This is a genomic window from Mucilaginibacter glaciei, from assembly GCF_014773245.1.
Classification (GTDB): domain Bacteria; phylum Bacteroidota; class Bacteroidia; order Sphingobacteriales; family Sphingobacteriaceae; genus Mucilaginibacter; species Mucilaginibacter glaciei.
Map to the genome: position 1 here is coordinate 1 of NZ_JACWMX010000005.1, position 16137 is coordinate 16137.

General features: G+C 42.3%; 16 protein-coding genes. 11 read left to right on the forward strand and 5 right to left on the reverse strand.

Features of this window, described 5'->3' with window-relative positions; genetic code table 11:
• Nucleotides 1-448 precede the first annotated feature (448 nt).
• Genes IDJ76_RS12430 through IDJ76_RS12445 form a run of 4 tightly spaced genes read right to left on the reverse strand, consistent with a single transcriptional unit; the run spans nucleotide 449 to nucleotide 7349 of the window.
• On the reverse strand, nucleotides 449-2014 hold the full coding sequence (locus IDJ76_RS12430) for a hypothetical protein (protein WP_191163658.1): 1566 nt from the start codon (nucleotides 2012-2014) through the stop codon (nucleotides 449-451).
• Complete coding sequence (locus tag IDJ76_RS12435; RefSeq protein WP_191163659.1) at nucleotides 2011-3855, reverse strand: glycosyltransferase family 2 protein; 1845 nt, start codon at nucleotides 3853-3855, stop codon at nucleotides 2011-2013. The genes IDJ76_RS12430 and IDJ76_RS12435 overlap by 4 nt, the downstream gene beginning before the upstream one ends.
• Nucleotides 3856-3897: 42 nt before the next feature.
• A complete protein-coding gene (locus IDJ76_RS12440; protein WP_191163660.1) occupies nucleotides 3898-5988 on the reverse strand; it encodes a cellulose biosynthesis cyclic di-GMP-binding regulatory protein BcsB in 2091 nt (696 codons plus the stop codon).
• A gap of 14 nt (nucleotides 5989-6002) precedes the next feature.
• Nucleotides 6003-7349 (reverse strand): sensor histidine kinase, encoded by a 1347-nt coding sequence (locus IDJ76_RS12445; RefSeq protein ID WP_191163661.1) that lies wholly within the window; start codon nucleotides 7347-7349, stop codon nucleotides 6003-6005.
• A 115-nt stretch (nucleotides 7350-7464) separates the two neighbouring features.
• On the opposite strand from IDJ76_RS12445, the gene IDJ76_RS12450 reads away from it, so the two are divergent.
• Nucleotides 7465-8541 (forward strand): glycoside hydrolase family 5 protein, encoded by a 1077-nt coding sequence (locus IDJ76_RS12450; protein ID WP_191163662.1) that lies wholly within the window; start codon nucleotides 7465-7467, stop codon nucleotides 8539-8541.
• A 37-nt stretch (nucleotides 8542-8578) separates the two neighbouring features.
• Entirely contained in the window at nucleotides 8579-9559 is a 981-nt protein-coding gene (locus IDJ76_RS12455) for an acyl-ACP desaturase (RefSeq protein WP_191163663.1), read from the forward strand.
• 161 nt (nucleotides 9560-9720) lie between these two features.
• Here the strand turns inward: IDJ76_RS12455 and IDJ76_RS12460 are convergent, their stop codons facing one another.
• A complete protein-coding gene (locus tag IDJ76_RS12460; RefSeq protein ID WP_191163664.1) occupies nucleotides 9721-10047 on the reverse strand; it encodes a hypothetical protein in 327 nt (108 codons plus the stop codon).
• 117 nt (nucleotides 10048-10164) lie between these two features.
• Between IDJ76_RS12460 and IDJ76_RS12465 the strand changes: the two genes are divergently transcribed.
• From IDJ76_RS12465 to tsf, 9 genes are all read left to right on the forward strand, one after another.
• A complete protein-coding gene (locus IDJ76_RS12465; protein ID WP_191163665.1) occupies nucleotides 10165-11184 on the forward strand; it encodes an aldo/keto reductase in 1020 nt (339 codons plus the stop codon).
• 24 nt (nucleotides 11185-11208) lie between these two features.
• Nucleotides 11209-11730, forward strand: a complete 522-nt coding sequence (locus IDJ76_RS12470; RefSeq protein ID WP_224746311.1) for a hypothetical protein — start codon at nucleotides 11209-11211, stop codon at nucleotides 11728-11730.
• Between the two features lie 93 nt (nucleotides 11731-11823).
• A complete protein-coding gene (locus IDJ76_RS12475; RefSeq protein WP_191163667.1) occupies nucleotides 11824-12072 on the forward strand; it encodes a hypothetical protein in 249 nt (82 codons plus the stop codon).
• A complete protein-coding gene (locus IDJ76_RS12480; protein ID WP_191163668.1) occupies nucleotides 12073-12357 on the forward strand; it encodes a type II toxin-antitoxin system RelE/ParE family toxin in 285 nt (94 codons plus the stop codon).
• Nucleotides 12358-12369: 12 nt separating this feature from the next.
• Nucleotides 12370-13140 carry an SGNH/GDSL hydrolase family protein gene (locus IDJ76_RS12485; RefSeq protein ID WP_191163669.1) on the forward strand — a complete coding sequence of 257 codons (771 nt, stop codon included), beginning with the start codon at nucleotides 12370-12372 and terminating at the stop codon, nucleotides 13138-13140.
• 212 nt (nucleotides 13141-13352) lie between these two features.
• Nucleotides 13353-13790: a 50S ribosomal protein L13 gene (gene rplM, locus IDJ76_RS12490; RefSeq protein ID WP_191163670.1), complete on the forward strand. Its 438-nt coding sequence runs from the start codon at nucleotides 13353-13355 to the stop codon at nucleotides 13788-13790.
• Nucleotides 13791-13810: 20 nt separating this feature from the next.
• Nucleotides 13811-14197 carry a 30S ribosomal protein S9 gene (gene rpsI, locus IDJ76_RS12495; protein ID WP_191163671.1) on the forward strand — a complete coding sequence of 129 codons (387 nt, stop codon included), beginning with the start codon at nucleotides 13811-13813 and terminating at the stop codon, nucleotides 14195-14197.
• Nucleotides 14198-14218: 21 nt separating this feature from the next.
• Nucleotides 14219-15070: a 30S ribosomal protein S2 gene (gene rpsB / locus IDJ76_RS12500; RefSeq protein WP_191163672.1), complete on the forward strand. Its 852-nt coding sequence runs from the start codon at nucleotides 14219-14221 to the stop codon at nucleotides 15068-15070.
• A 151-nt stretch (nucleotides 15071-15221) separates the two neighbouring features.
• Nucleotides 15222-16073 (forward strand): translation elongation factor Ts, encoded by an 852-nt coding sequence (tsf, locus tag IDJ76_RS12505; RefSeq protein WP_191163673.1) that lies wholly within the window; start codon nucleotides 15222-15224, stop codon nucleotides 16071-16073.
• Nucleotides 16074-16137: the final 64 nt, after the last annotated feature.

The following is a 16137-nucleotide window of genomic DNA, read 5'->3' on the forward strand; positions in this document are numbered from 1 at the left end:
TTGTACCTCGCAATGACGCGTTTGGTAGATTGGTTCGACAAGCTTACCATGACAATCGGCTCTGGAAATCGTACCTGTTAATTAGGGATTGCTTCGTACCTCGCAAAGACGTGTTTGATAGGGTCATCCTGAGCTTGTCGAAGGAAACGTGCGGTGATGGTTCGACAAGCTCACCATGACAATCGGCTCTGTCAATCAGACCTGTGAATCGGGAGATTGCTTTGTACCTCGCAATGACGCGTTTGGTAGATTGGTTCGACAAGCTTACCATGACAATCGGCTCTGGAAATCGTACCTGTTAATTAGGGATTGCTTCGTACCTCGCAAAGACGTGTTTGTTGTGGTGGATTTGCTTTCGACGAGATTGCCGCGCTGCCGCTCGCAAGGACATGTTTGGATTATAGTGCATTCCCCGCTCCCCGCACCTCAAACCCCGCGCCCGATACACCTACCTGACAGCTATCACCCGGTAAACTACCCAGTATTTAGTTTCGAATACCTTGCGGAAATCCATCTGCGGGATGGTTTTCTTGATCTGTATAATGTACTTATTGTTGAGTTGCGTATATCCGGTAAGTACGTTTTTCGCGGTCGCAATTACAATATAATCAGCATATTTATCGGGCGACTCCAGGGCACTTAAAAAACTCGACTCATAGGGCATTATCAGCGGGCGTATGTCACGCGTAAAGGCTACAATAGGGTAGGCGGTGGCATCGTCAATTAATATGTGCTGGTCGCCGGGCAAACTGGCAATGTAGTTGGCCACATCCATATTTTCGGCTTGCGTATCGTCGTCGGTACGGTTAAACAGTATGTTAACAAAGTTTTTTTCTTCGGGTATAGATGATGTTTTAAGGTAGTAACCACCCATGCCAATCTGCACCGCTACCATTATCCCCAGCATTATTTTAAAAGCGAAATGGTTTTTAACCGTGTGATGTTTGATGATCACGCATAAAAATGCCAATACAATAAACAGCAGGTAGTACTGATAGCCCACGTAAACCTTATCATACTTAATGTGTAAAAACTCGATGAGTGCAAAAGGGGTAAGAATGGTTAACACCTGGTAGGTACTCTCCCTTAACAGGTAAACGGCCACTATTATCATAGGGCAAAACAGCAGTACCCTTGCCGATAACAGGATAGAAATTTCGGGGATCTTGATATTACCGCCGGCGGTTTGCGCGTCAAAGCTTAACTTATCAACCAATACATTCCAGGTAGCGTAGGGGCTCTCATTAAAATAATTCAGATCGCTTGCGTGGGTAAGGTTAAGCAGCTTGTAACACAGTACGGCTACCAGCGGCAGCGCAAACAAAATGATGTACAGCGAGAAGGTTTTGTTAACCAGCTTACGCCTTAACGACGGGCTGTTGATACTTTGATACAAGCGGAAGATAGACTCCTGCTCGCCCAATTTTAAGCTATGTACCGTGATGGAAAGCACCAGCGGTAAAAAGAAAAGCGTTAGCCAGATGAATTTATAATCACAAAATATAAGTGTTACCAGGCAAATGCTGGCAATAGATACGTGGAATGTGGTGTTAGATTTATAAAATTTAAACAGGTTGATGAAGAACAGGAAGAAGAAGATAAGCGACATGTAGATACCCTTGCCGGAGCAGGCCGAGTAAATGAGGCCGGGGTGGAAAAGGAACATGGCCAGTAAGATCCACAGGTAAAAATCGTTCTTCAGGTTTTTGAGCAGCGAGCTGGCCATCACATAAAACAACCCTGCCGTACCCATTGCCGATGCCAGTATGGGTGCCAGCGCGTAGCCAAATGGGGTAAACACAAAAATGGCGTAAAAGGGTGTGATGGGGGCGGTTAAGCCCATTACCTTTAAGCGGTTGCCCAACCCCTCGAATACGATCTTGGCCTTCTCTATATAAAATAACGACTCCTGATTATAATACCCCAGATCATGCAGGTATATAGCGCACACCAGGTAATAAATTACCAGTATGCCGGTGAGGATGAGCAGGTATACAGATTTAGAGATTCTCATTTAACAACGTTTGTAGGATTGTTAACTTTACTTAACCCGTGGTTTGTTTTTTCCCAGTAAAACGGTTTTACTATTAGTTGGTATAAGCCCTTATAAGCTGCTATAGAGTGCATGAGCCAATAAATAGGGTTGGCTACCGCGAATAAGATGAGCTCGTAATACCGGCGCTTAAATACCGCCATCATGTTTACATAAATCATGAGGATGTTACCCACCATGAGGTTAAAGATAGACATGAACAGCACCCAATCCGGGAAGAGGGTACGGATGGTTGAAAGGTCAAATATAACGTAGGCGATAAAAAACAGCAGCAGCAGCGGGTACACCAAAAAGGTTATTGGGGTTGCCCCGATAAAGAAACCGAAACCCAGAAAGCCCTTCCAGCCGATTGTTCGCCATAGTTTAACGGGGTTGCGCATGTGCACCAGGTAGGTTTGCATGTAACCCTTTATCCAGCGCGAGCGCTGGCGGATCCAGTTAAAAGGTTCGTTATTGGCCTCTTCGTAGGTGGTAGAGTTGATGATGGCTACCTTGTAGCCCTTTGCATAGGCGCGTACACCCAGGTCGGCATCTTCGGTTACGTTAAACGGATCCCAGGCACCAAGCTCTATCAGTTCGGCCATTTTAAAGTGGTTGCTGGTACCCCCTAACGGGATAGGGATATCCAGGGTATCCAGCCCGGGCAGCATATAATCAAACCAGTACGAATACTCGAGGGTAAACATACGGGTCAGGAAGTTCTCGTTCCGGTTAAAGTAGTTTAAGGCACTTTGGATACATACATACTCGTTGGGTAGTTTCCCAAACAGCGATACCACTTTTTTCAACTGATCGGTATCGGGGATATCTTCGGCATCGTATATGGTAAGGTATTTACCGCGGGCAAAGTGCAGGCCGTAGTTACAAGCTTTTGGCTTGGTTTTAGGCATGTGGAAGGGTACAATAACCACCTCAAATATGGCAGGGAAATCGAGGTTTTTTACTGCGTTGAGCGTTTTATCGTCCTCTTCTTCCAGCAGCAGTTTAATGTCCAGTTTGTGCTTGGGGTAATCGAGCGCCTGTAAGTTCCAGATCAGTTTTTTGATCAGCTTATCTTCTTTATAAACCGGCAGCAGGATGGTATAGATGGGCATATCCTCATCAACAATCAGCTTCAGCTCATCTTTGGTTACGGCCTGGTGCAATTCAAACCGCGAACCTACCAGCGCCAGGAATAGTTTAAAGATAATGGCTACCAAAAAGAACGAGCTCAAGATCACGTTGATGGTGATGGATGTGTTTTTAAAGCTCAGCACCAAACCTATGGTTACCAGGGCGATCAGTACAAAAATAAAAATGAGCTGGGGTGATGTAAACGTTACCACGGCCGAGTTGTCGGGGTCGCGCTTCATCAGCTCAAACACAGCCGATTTTACATACTTTTCTCCCAGTAGTTTATTGCTCAGCCAAACGATCTCTAAATCGTACGCCACGATGATCTCGGGCTCCTTATCATAGGTGAATTTAATAAAGTCTAAAAAGAGCTCGTCGTTAGGGTTAGCCATCAGCACCAGCACCTTGTTATTCTCTATCCGCATAGGCATAGCCACACGCTCATAGGCAAACTGCAGGTCAATTTTGCTCAGTACCTCAGCGTCGTACTCCATTTCGCGCACGGGCGCAAAGGTGTACCCGGCGTTTAGTAACGACCGCTCGTAATTTTTACGCGAGATGTAGCCAAAGTTCAGTACGATCTTCAGGAACGACAGACCCGACTCTGCTGAAAATGCCTCAATTTCTTCCCGTTCACTTGCCGTAATAAACCCGTCATTGATCAGTAACTCAGGAATGGACATACTCATGCAAAAAATAATAAAGTAGCTAAACGTAATGCACTAAGCGGCTTAATCATTAAACAACTCTTGCGATTTTTGAACTTTTGAGCGTATGTACAAGAATGATAGCAGGATCAGCACCAGTATACCTAACAAAATGTACAGGTTGTAGCTATCCCAGAAACGGGTAAGCGCGCTCTTGGTATCGATGTACTCCAGGTTTTCGCTCGATTTGTTGATGTTGAACAAGTATTTATTATTGTTCACGTCAGATATACAAACGTTGCTGGATAGGGTAGATAGCTGCTCGGTAATTGATTTGGATGCCGCCAGGAAGGCTTCGGCCAGGTGTACGCCTGTAGCCGTGAGTACCAGCGTTGCATTGTTGCTTCGCCCGTAAAAGATCTGCGCCAAACCGTTGGATGTGGTATCCGAGAGCGAGTAAACCACCGTATTATTATCCGTGTTGTAGAGCCTAAAATTCTGGTTGAATTTGATCGGCGCATCCGGGAACTCGTTAAGCAAGGGGTCTTCTTTAGTTAACAAGGCAATGATGTTGTTCTTTTTCAACTCGCTCGACTCCACCGCGTCAGAGTACATAAACTCCGGGAAGTTGTTGGCGTTGATGTTGTTATTTAGCTCGTATATGATCTCGCCCATTGCACCGGCTGCATACTTAGCATATTTTTTAGATACCACGATACGGGTTGTGCCGCTATTGAAGGCCTCCGGATACTGGTAAAAGCTCAGGTCGCTGGTGATGAACGGGTTTTTTGATTCGAGGTATGATTTATCAACGTCAATCTCTGAGAAGAAGTTGGTAAAGCTGTTTGAACAGTTACCGCTGCTTGGGTAAAAGCGGAATTCAGCCTCGAGCGTGTTGTACTTGTGGTGCTGGTACCTGTTAATAGTTACCGATGTATTTAATTTGCCCGATGCGTCCAGCTTTTCGCTGCTTAATAATAAACCGTTAAGGTAAATGTTAAAGAAACCGCGATCGCCGGGGTTAAGGCTGCTGTAGTTGGCAATTATCCTGATCTCTACCTCTTTCGGGGTAAAGCTAAAATCGGAGTTTTTGAAGTTAAAGGCACTCTTTAATGAACCGATACCGGATAAGAAATCGCTAACGCCGCCAATTTGCTTTAACGATAGTTTTGAGCGGTTTTCATCGATGGTTTTAAAGAAGGTATTTTGTGCCTTGTTCACCAAAAGGTAATCGCCAAAAGTCGAGTTCAGGATATTCATATTACCTAATGCGGTAATTGTTTTTTCGTAACCGGCATCATCACCACCCGATACAAATAAGATCTCGACAGGTACGTTCTCCTGCGCTACCGATTTAACCGGCATAGCACGGCCCTTCATATCTACCATAGTGGTAATGGTATCCATTACACTTACTACAGACTTGTGCAAGTAAAATAAACCCTGGTTGTTTTGGGGCGTAACCTTTACCAACGGGCGTTTATCTGCCGTTAATGAGTTTAACTTACCCACCATGATAAAGTTGCGCACGGTATCAGGTAATTTAGAAGCCTCATAAACAGAGATTTCGCGGGTGGCGGTTTTCTTCAACCTTGCATAGGCCCATGCTACTGCCTTTAAATCGTGCAGTGACGGGTTGGCGGGATAAACAATGGCTGTTTTTGAATCGAAACAGTTACTGATATTTACGTTGTTGAAGAAGTTTTTGTTACTTTTTACTAACGATAGGTAAGAGTAGTTCTTAATCTTTACCCACATAGCCGGGTTATCCAGATCCTTACACTGATCATTACTGATGGCTAATAAGGTTTTAACCTGTACTTTTAAAAAGTTATCAGAACTTACATCGGCACGGGTTAAATTGATGGCAATGCGCTGGATAGAATCTTTAGTTAACTTACCGCTGTAAACAGGTTTTGAACCTACAAATAAGTTGATAAAAGATTTTTCGCGGATAAGGGCCTGCGATGGCTCAAAATAAATAACCAGCTTGCTGCCGTTAACTTCATATTGAGGGGTTATTTTATAATAAAATGAGGTAGCACCACTCATACCCGTCACAGATTCGTCATCGTTATGGCCGCCCATTCCCTTTAAAGAAATAGTAGCCATCGATTGCGCAAACGATGCTGAACTAATTAATATGAAAGCTAAAAATGTAAGTAATCTCTTCATCAGATTTGTAAATATTAGTTTATTACGTAAAATTCTACTCTAAAATAGTTGCCGTTATCGTCACTGCGATAAATCAATTCGCCGCCAAGTTCTTTGGTCATCAGTTTGGCAATTGAAAGGCCTAAGCCCAGCCTGCTCTCCATACTGCCCGACGCATCATTTAATGTTTTCAATTTATTAAACATCATGTCAAGTTCATCCTGGCCTATGGCAACACCCTCGTCAATGATCTCAAACACAAATTTTTGGCGTTGCAGGCTGGTCACCACCTTAATATCGTTATTAGTTTGTGAAAATTTGATGGCGTTGGATAATAAGTTCTGGAATACCTGGCCGGCAAAAACGCGGTCTAACTTAACGTTTAGCGGCAGTTTAAGAATATTATCCGTCAGGTGAATGTTCTTCATCTGCGCGGTTTCCTGCAGGCCGCGATACACATGGCTAACTTCCTGGTTGATATCGAAAATCTCCATATTGAATTTCATCTCCGGCGACTCGATCTCCTTAACATCCATCAGTTTGTTAAGCATATACTGCATCTTATCTGCCGATTCTGAAATATAGCCCGCGTATTCCTTTTGGTCGGTGCTCAGGCGGTAATCTTCTTCTTTAAGCATGTTATTGCTCATTACTATTTGGCCTATCAAATTCTTCAGATCGTGACCTGCAATGTTTATAAAGCTGTTTTTCTGATCGTCAAGCTTGCGTAATTGCTCGTATTGCCTGTCAATAATATTATTCTTCTCGTTAATATCCCTGTTTTGCTCTTTTAACTGGTCGTTTGATTTTTCGATCAATATTTGCGAGCGCACCTCACGTGCAATCACTTTAAAACGCGCGTTGGGTATCAAACACGATATAAAGGCAATAATGAAGAAAAACTGCCCTCCATTGGTTACTACCGAATCTAAGGTATATTCGCTTAGCATATTGTAAAAAACTGCTAAAAGTAATATAGCCAATAAGGTTTGTATGATAGAGTTGATAGGCTCCCAAAAAACCTGTAAGTTAAAAAACAGCAAAATGGCCGCGTAAATTAGGTAGTAAATATTTTGCTGCTGAAAATTAACTACGTTACATAGTATTGCCATTGTAACCGACAGCATGAAGAAGCAGATGTGCAGCAAGATGCGATAATTATATTTACGCGTTTGGAACAAATTATACAAACCTAATATCACCAAAACGGTTATGATCCTGATGATTAGAAATTGCAACCAAATATTGTTAGCGTATATAAAATCAACTATGCTAAATATCGGGTACAAAAAGATGATCGTCCAAATGATATTATTAGTTTGGTACCACGCTTTTTTTGATATTTCTTTTTGATATTCTTCTTTAGAGATCTGAACAAACATTCGCTGGTTACTTAAATTTTAAATGGTATAAGTACTAAACTCTTTAATATAAGTGAAAAACACGCTACACTTTAATGTATTTGCAAAGCGGTTAATTATAGTATTAATTATAACTATGCAGGCTTTAGTTGCAAAAAGCAATCCAAACCTGCCTACCGCAAGGCAGTTAGCATTTAAACGCGCCTTAAGCTTAAACAATGGGGTTAGCGTTTCATGGCTCGAACAAACATGGAACAAGGATAATTTAGGCCAAACTGCTACTAAAATCATTGATTTTAAGTTAATTAAACAACTGGGCTTTAAAAGTATCCGCCTGCCGGTGGCGTTTAACTATTTCGACACTACCGGAATCCCTGTTGAGAAAGTATTTACTCATATTGATGAAGTTTTGAAACAATGTAAGTTATACGGTATAAAATTAATAATAGATTACCATTACGGTAATTTAAATGATAATAACTACCTAACCGAAACAAAAAAACTGATTTCCCTTTGGTTAATCTTAACCAAGAGATATATACGGGAAAGCCCCGAAAATGTTTTTTTTGAATTATACAACGAGCCGCCCCATATGGACCCCAAAGTGTGGAAAGATGCTGTGTATAATATAGTTACAGCAATTAGGGGGGTGGACAAAAACCGGACATTAATTGTGGGGGCATCAAACTTTAACAGTATATATGAGCTAAGCCGTATGGAGCGGCTGGCAGACGAGAACATCATTTACACCTTCCATTTTTACGAGCCTTTTTTGTTTACCCACCAGGGTGCAACCTGGGTAGGTGACCAGGTGGCTACAACAGGTATCCCGTTCCCTTACAATGCGGATAAATATCCAGCACTTAACCCCAAAACAAAGGGTACCTGGGGCGAAACCAATTACTATCAGTACAAGGCAGACGGCAACGTGCAATCTGTAAGGGATAAATTGCTGATCGTAAAAAAATGGGCCGACAAGTATTATGTGCCTATCCTGTGCGGCGAGTATGGTGTTTATAACCAGTACGCCGATGCTGATAGCCGGTGCAGGTACATCAAAGCTGTGCGCCAAAATTTGAAGGCGATGAACATCCCCGGCATCCTTTGGGATTATAACACCAGCTTTTCTATATTTGACGGCCCCCCTTCAATCAATAATTTGTCAGATTGTATGAAAGACGCCATAGATTACAAAGCGTCAAAACTATATTAACATTAAAATAGTTAACTTTGAACACTAATAAGTTTGTATGAAATTTTTTGAAGAAAAGCGCAAGGAAGTAATGGGGCATATTGAGAAGTTTATGCTCGAGAAGATGACCGAGTACCTTAAGCCTATTGATACCATCTGGCAGCCGTCAGATTTTTTGCCTGATGCTTCAAGGAGCACTTTTTTTAGCGAAATAAAGGAGTTACAGGAAAGCGCCAAAGGCCTGTCGTACGATTTGGTTGCTGTACTGATTGGCGATACGATTACCGAAGAGGCATTGCCTACTTATGAATCATGGTTGACCATGGTTGAGGGCGTATCTGATAACGAAGAGGGTGGCTGGATGAAATGGACCCGCCACTGGACTGCCGAAGAAAACCGCCACGGCGATCTGTTGAATAAATACTTATACCTATCGGGTCGTGTTGATATGCGGATGATGGAAGTGAGCACCCAATATTTAATTGCCGATGGCTTTGATATTGGTACCGGGCACGATCCGTACCGTAACTTTATCTACACATCCTTTCAGGAACTGGCAACAAATGTATCTCACCGCCGTGTAGCCTCACAGGCTAAAAAAGATGGCGATACCTTGTTATCAAAAATGTGCGGTGTAATTGCCAGTGATGAGGCCCGCCATGCTAAAGCATACAAATACTTTATTGAAAAGATATTTGAAGTTGACCCTAACGAAGCTATGCTGGCGTTTGAGGATATGATGCGCAAAAAGATTGTAATGCCGGCACACTTTTTACGTGAAGTTGGTTTAAAGATAGGCCAAACCTTTGGCCACTTTACTGATGCTGCCGAGCGCCTGGGTATTTACACAGCAATTGATTATGTAGATATATTACGCGAGCTGATAGAAGACTGGCATATTGAAAGCGCTGTTGACCTGAAGGAAGACGGCGAAAAAGCCCGTGACTATATTATCAACCTGCCCAACCGTTTATTACGCGTTGCCGAAAGAATGAAAAACCCGATGCTGGAATACAAGTTCAGCTGGATACACGGATAAGAATATAAAGACATTAACAAAAATCCCGCTATGCAGAGCATAGCGGGATTTTTGTTTTTATAATGTTGTCAGTCTGAGCTTGTCGAAGACTTGTTAGCCCGGCAAAGTAATGTGGCCAATGGTTCGACAGGCTCACTATGACTCTTTGGATATATTTTAATTTATCCTTCCTGCACCAGATCAGTTCCCTCGCTACCGGATACATCATCAAACAAACTGTTTAAGATAGATTCAATGGTAATGGAATTTACGTCATCTACATAATGCTCGTTGCGGGTAATCCAAAGTTCATCGTCCTGTACGGCGATGGTAAATAGCACACCCTCATATAACTCCGGCTGAGAGATCTCTATCCCGGCAGGGGCATTAGTTACGGTAAAAGTAATTGAGCTTTGGCGCTGCTCCCTAAAAATGGGGTTCAAGCGTTCCTTAATATGATTGTAAAGCTCGTCGATACTAACCGGGTTATGCAGGGTGATGATTTTCATGGTAATAGTATTTGCTATATTTACAATTGCCTGTGCTTATTGTTTCTGTTTAACTTTTATTAAGGCCGATAAAACAGGAGTTTTGTTTTCAACGTTCATCTACTAAAACACACTGCTATGAATTATAAATTGCTGGGCCGGTCGGGCCTTAAAGTATCTGAACTATGCCTGGGCACCATGGGCTTTGGCACTGAAGGCGGCTGGGGAGCCGACGCTGCAACCAGTTTCGAGATCATGGATGCTTACACTAAAGAAGGCGGCAATTTCCTGGATACGGCTAATGTTTACAAACTGGGCACCAGCGAAAAACTGATAGGCGAGTACATGAGCAACCACGACCGCGATTATTTTGTACTGGCTACCAAATACAGCTTAAAGGATAATACTACCAACCCTAACGCCAGCGGTAACAACCGCAAAAACATGATGCGCAGTGTGGAGGAAAGCCTGAAGCGGCTGAAGACCGATTTTATAGATGTATTGTACCTGCACATTTGGGATGATATCACCCCGATTGATGAAGTAATGCGCGGTCTGGACGATCTGATACGGCAGGGCAAAGTAAACTATGCTGCCATAAGCGATACGCCTGCCTGGGTGGTGGCTAAAGGCAATACCCTTGCCGAACTGATGGGCTGGAGCCAGTTCATTGCCCTGCAGGTAGAGTATAGTCTGCTCTCCCGCACACCGGAGCGCGACCTGATCCCGATGGCCAAACACTTCGGGATGACGGTTACTCCCTGGGCACCCTTAGCAGGTGGCGCGCTAACCGGTAAATATTTAAAAGGCGACAAAGGCCGTATCAAACCAGAAAGTAACCGCTTGAACGAGCGGGCTGAAAAGATAACCCGTGTGGTGATGGAAGTAGCGAAGGAATTGGGCGTATCTGAAAGCCATGTAGCCCTGCAGTGGACCATGAGCCGCGGCTTTAGCTGCATCCCTATTGTAGGCGCGACAAAAGTTGACCAGCTGAAGGATAATTTAAAGACCGTTGACGTACAGCTAACCGCAGAACATATCGCCAAACTGGACGAAGCCAGTAAATTCGAGTTAGGTTTCCCCGGTGATTTCTTTAAGGAAGACGGTGTGAAGATGAACAGCTTCGGCGGGTTTTACGATAGGGTGGAGAAGAGGTAGGCAGGAATTATGTTTAAAACGTTAATGTCTATATCGTTGTTATTCTTTGTTGCCTCTTTGAGCGAGTTGCATTTAAAGGATTATCTTCGTTGGGATAAGGGTAGACTAAACCAGCACGGTGTATATTTAAGTGATACAGATAAGGATAAGCTTAAGATTTTTGATAGGTATGCGCATATTGATCTGTCCGGGTTTAAGTTTAGCAAACGAATTGTCGGAAGACATATTGTTAAAAGCTGGACGAATGAAAAAAAGAAAATCCATGAAGTGATATCAGTGTTGCCCGCCTTGCCTACGTATGAAGTAAATGATATTAAAAGTGGGAAGGTGAGTACTGAAGCTAATCCTCACAAAAGGATTTTTACTTTTCATACTTATGTGATAAACTTTCCAAACCAACAGTTGCTTGTTTATCAAACCCAAATTAATGAGGGGATGGTGTATTATAGTATCGGTAAAAAAAGATACAATCCTTTAAAAGAAGATATTTTACTTGGCGTAAATTACCCAGACGAAAAGGGGATATTGGATCTTATTAAACTATAATTGGAATATAACTTCCGCGCATATTATGGAAGCAGGGTGAAGAAGCGTTGATAAGATGCTGATAATTAGTTAAATTTGTTAAAAAGGTAAGTTATGACAATAGCAAGTATTCGCGAAAAACTGCACGATTTCATAGATACTGCAGATGACGAGCGTGTTAAAGCTATTTACACGCTTGTTAGAGATGAGCCAGCAAATTATGAATGGACGGCAGATAAAAATTTTGTAGCCGAATTAGACGACCGTTTAGACAAACTAAATAGTGGAGAGGATGCCGGGCGTACCTGGAATGATATAGAGGCATCTATTGAGCAGCTTAAAAGTAAGCGTAACATAATGTAAATGGAAAATGTAATTTTTTCGGTTAAAGCCGAGAAAGAATTGTTAGCATCTTGGGAATGGTATGAAGAGCAACAAGCAGAATTAGGCGATCGCTTCATTAGGGAGGTGCAAAGAAAAATTAGCTTTGTTATTCGCAATCCGCTTCACTACCCATTAAAAGGCAGGCACCGCGAAGCAAAGATTGAAATTTTTCCATTTATTATAACTTATGCCGTCCAAGCAAATGACTTATTCATTAAAATTACTTCCGTATTCCATACGAGTCGCCATCCTGAGCAAAAGTAAACCAAATAGTAAATGAGGTATATAAAATACATAGCGGTCTTTTTACTTTTCCTTTTTAACATCTCTAACATCAACGCCCAATCTCAAAACCTCAAAATCGTTTATATAGGTGATAGCATAACTTATGGTGCAGGTTTAGATAGCCCCGCCACACAGGCCCCACCGGTAATTGCGTCTGCGTGGTTGCGTAAGCAAAAAGGACTTGGCTCGGTGAGTTTCAGTAACCAGGGGCACAGCGGTTATACCACCCTTGATTTTTTACCGGGTATGCCTGCATTTAAACAAGTATTGGAGGCCGCCAAAGCTTTTGGGCAGGCGGATGCCCTGCTTGTATTTGCTATGATGATAGGCACCAATGACAGCGCCGTAAAAGGCACGCACGGTGCCCCGGTATCGGTAGCTGATTATAAGGCCAACTTGAAAACCATTACAGATACCTTGTTAAATCATTTCCCGAAATCCATCGTCATCTATCAGCACCCTTTATGGTATAGCCCTAATACCCAAAACGGGGCAACCTATTTACAGGAAGGGTTAACGCGACTACAAACTTATGTCCCGGCGATAGATGCGCTGGCGAGTAGCTATAAAGCTGTTAATCCTAACCATGTATTTGTTGGCGATACGAAGGCATTTGGCTATTTCAAGGCGAACTACCTTACAGATTTCCAGGCAGAGCCGGGCAGGCAAGGCATATTTTATCTGCATCCCAACAAAAAGGGCGCAGTTGTTTTAGGCGAATTTTGGGCTAAGGCAATCTATAAGGTGGTGAGTAAACTGTAATAGAAATAGTTTGTTAGCCCTGTAGCGGATGGATGTTCACGCAAAGTCGCGAAGCCGCTCAGTTTTTTCTTTGAAACCCTTACAACTATTTAAGCTTTCCAACTCTTTAAACTAATCCCAAAAACCATTTGTGAATTAAACAATTAAGCCTATCTTTGCAGTCCCGTAATTACGGGGTAAAGAATACGTTTAATAAATTTAATTTAAAGCAAGTGAATACGTTAAGTTACAAAACTGTCTCAGCCAACAAGAAAACCGTCAATAAAGAATGGGTTGTTGTTGATGCAAACAATGAGATTTTGGGGCGCTTGTGTACTAAGATCGCGATGATGATCAGAGGTAAGCACAAGCCAGGGTTCACCCCACACGTAGACTGCGGAGATAATGTAATTGTTATCAATGCAGACAAGGTAAAACTGACCGGAAACAAATTCAGCGAAAAGCAGTATGTTTCTTACACCGGTTACCCGGGTGGTCAGCGTTTCATTTCTCCAAAAGAGTTAATGGCAAAGCATCCTGAGCGTGTGATCGAGAAAGCAGTACGTGGTATGTTACCAAAAAGCCGTTTAGGCCGTGCTATTTACGGTAACCTGCATGTTTATGCAGGTGCAGAGCATCCTCATGCAGCTCAAAATCCAACAACCATTTAATTACAAAGGAGAAAAGAAAAATGCCAACAACTAACACTTCAGGCAGAAGAAAAACAGCAGTTGCCCGCATCTACTTAAATGATGGATCTGGCACCATTACCGTTAACGGTAAAGATTACAAAGAGTACTTCCCTACCTTACCTTTACAATACATCGTTATGCAAAGCACAGAAGTATCTGGCAGCGCAGGTAAATTCGATGTTAAAGTAAACGTAGCAGGTGGTGGTGTAAAAGGACAGGCAGAAGCCGTTCGTTTAGCTATCGCGAAAGCTATTGTTGAACTGGACCCGGAAAAGAAACCGGCTTTACGCGCTAAAGGTTTAATGACACGTGATGACCGTATGGTTGAACGTAAAAAACCAGGCCGTAAGAAAGCACGTAAGAAATTCCAATTCAGTAAACGCTAAAATTTTAGGAGGACAACAACAATGGCAAGAACAACATATCAGGATTTACTGGATGCAGGTGTACACTTTGGTCACCTTACCCGCAAATGGGACCCGAAAATGTCACAGTACATTTTTATGGAGCGCAACGGTATCCACATTATCGATTTAAATAAAACCTTATCAAAGGTTGAAGAAGCTGCTGCAGCTATCAAACAAATTGTAAAATCAGGTCGTAAAGTATTATTCGTAGCAACAAAGAAACAAGCGAAGGATATCGTAGCTGAATATGCAAAAGGCGTAAATATGCCTTACATCACCGAGCGTTGGTTGGGTGGTATGTTAACCAACTTTGCTACCGTACGCAAGTCGATCAAAAAGATGTCAAACATCGATAAATTGACTAAAGACGGTACTTACAGCAACCTTTCTAAGAAAGAGCGTTTGATGATACAGCGCGAGCGTATCAAATTAGAAACCTTGTTAGGTGGTATCGCGGATCTTAACCGTTTACCTGCTGCATTGTTCCTGATAGATGTTAAGAAAGAGCACATCGCGGTATCTGAAGCTTTAAAGCTTAACATACCAACATTTGCAATGGTTGATACCAACTCTGATCCGTCGAACATCGATTTCCCTATCCCGGCGAATGATGATGCTACCAAATCAATTTCATTGATCACCGGTATCATTATCAAAGCTATCGAAGAAGGTTTGGATGAGCGCAAACGCGAGAAAGATGACGAAACTGAAAAAGAAGCAGCTGCTGCAAAAGCAAAAGCTGATGCCCCTGAAGTACAAGACCGTTCTGAAGGTGGTAAAAGAAAAAGGACTGCAGATGTAACAGCTGAGGCTGAAACTGAAGCCCCTGCTGCTGATTCAACAGAAGAATAATAATTTTAAGTGAGTGGTGATTAGTGAATAGTGAGTTGTTAAAACTTACCGTTTATTATTCACCACTTACTCATTAATAAAATTTAGTGTTTGGGGATGATAAGTAAACCAACTACTCACCACTCACTATTCACTATTTAACCAAAACAAAATGTCTACAGTACAAATATCTGCATCAGATGTAAACAAACTGCGCCAGCAAACAGGTGCGGGCATGATGGATTGCAAAAAAGCTTTAACTGAAACCAATGGTGATTTTGAAGCTGCTATTGATTTTTTAAGAAAAAAAGGTGCTAAGGTTGCTGCAAGCCGCCAGGACCGCGAGTCTAACGAAGGTGTTGTTATCGCACGTACTTCTGAAGATTTCAAAACAGGTGTTATCATCGAATTGAACTGCGAAACTGATTTCGTAGCGAAGAACGCTGAGTTTGTTGCTTTCGCTAATGAAATTGCAAACGTAGCTGTTGAAAACAAACCGGCTTCTATCGAAGCTTTGTACGATCTTACTATTGATGTTGATACCGAGCGTGTTAAAATTGGCGAAGCTATCATTAACAAAACAGGTAAAATTGGCGAAAAGATCGGCGTATCTAAATACGAAGTGATTGAAGGCGATAAAGTTGTTGCTTACATCCACGGTAACTTCCGTTTAGGTGTATTAGTTGGTTTAAGCAAGGCTGTTGAAGGTGCTGATGAAGCTGGTAAGGATGTTGCTATGCAAATTGCTGCCATGAACCCGGTTGCTATTGATAAAGATGGTGTTGATTCATCTGTTATTGAGCGCGAAATGGAAATTGCAAAAGATGTGATCCGTGCAGAAGGTAAGCCAGAAGCAATGGTTGAAAAAATCGCTGCAGGTAAGCTGAACAAATTTTATAAAGACTCAACTTTATTAAACCAGGAGTTTGTAAAAGACTCATCTAAAACTGTATCACAGTTCTTAGATACGGTTGATAAAGGCCTAACCGTTACCGCCTTTAAGCGGGTAGCTTTAGGAGCTTAAATATTTTATCCCCCTCGTTAAAAACGAGGGGGATTTTTTTTGTCCTGTTATTTTTTTGATCCTG

What these genes read in the sequence shown, in the direction of transcription:
- IDJ76_RS12480 (WP_191163668.1), top strand. Translation starts at nt 12,073, where the DNA reads ATGGAAAATGTAATTTTTTCGGTTAAAGCCGAGAAAGAATTGTTAGCA.
- IDJ76_RS12475 (WP_191163667.1), top strand. Translation starts at nt 11,824, where the DNA reads ATGACAATAGCAAGTATTCGCGAAAAACTGCACGATTTCATAGATACT.
- rpsB (WP_191163672.1), top strand. Translation starts at nt 14,219, where the DNA reads ATGGCAAGAACAACATATCAGGATTTACTGGATGCAGGTGTACACTTT.
- IDJ76_RS12470 (WP_224746311.1), top strand. Translation starts at nt 11,209, where the DNA reads ATGTCTATATCGTTGTTATTCTTTGTTGCCTCTTTGAGCGAGTTGCAT.
- IDJ76_RS12445 (WP_191163661.1), bottom strand. Translation starts at nt 7,349, where the DNA reads ATGTTTGTTCAGATCTCTAAAGAAGAATATCAAAAAGAAATATCAAAA.
- IDJ76_RS12440 (WP_191163660.1), bottom strand. Translation starts at nt 5,988, where the DNA reads ATGAAGAGATTACTTACATTTTTAGCTTTCATATTAATTAGTTCAGCA.
- IDJ76_RS12460 (WP_191163664.1), bottom strand. Translation starts at nt 10,047, where the DNA reads ATGAAAATCATCACCCTGCATAACCCGGTTAGTATCGACGAGCTTTAC.
- IDJ76_RS12435 (WP_191163659.1), bottom strand. Translation starts at nt 3,855, where the DNA reads ATGAGTATGTCCATTCCTGAGTTACTGATCAATGACGGGTTTATTACG.
- rpsI (WP_191163671.1), top strand. Translation starts at nt 13,811, where the DNA reads ATGCCAACAACTAACACTTCAGGCAGAAGAAAAACAGCAGTTGCCCGC.
- IDJ76_RS12450 (WP_191163662.1), top strand. Translation starts at nt 7,465, where the DNA reads ATGCAGGCTTTAGTTGCAAAAAGCAATCCAAACCTGCCTACCGCAAGG.
- IDJ76_RS12430 (WP_191163658.1), bottom strand. Translation starts at nt 2,014, where the DNA reads ATGAGAATCTCTAAATCTGTATACCTGCTCATCCTCACCGGCATACTG.
- IDJ76_RS12455 (WP_191163663.1), top strand. Translation starts at nt 8,579, where the DNA reads ATGAAATTTTTTGAAGAAAAGCGCAAGGAAGTAATGGGGCATATTGAG.
- IDJ76_RS12485 (WP_191163669.1), top strand. Translation starts at nt 12,370, where the DNA reads ATGAGGTATATAAAATACATAGCGGTCTTTTTACTTTTCCTTTTTAAC.
- tsf (WP_191163673.1), top strand. Translation starts at nt 15,222, where the DNA reads ATGTCTACAGTACAAATATCTGCATCAGATGTAAACAAACTGCGCCAG.
- IDJ76_RS12465 (WP_191163665.1), top strand. Translation starts at nt 10,165, where the DNA reads ATGAATTATAAATTGCTGGGCCGGTCGGGCCTTAAAGTATCTGAACTA.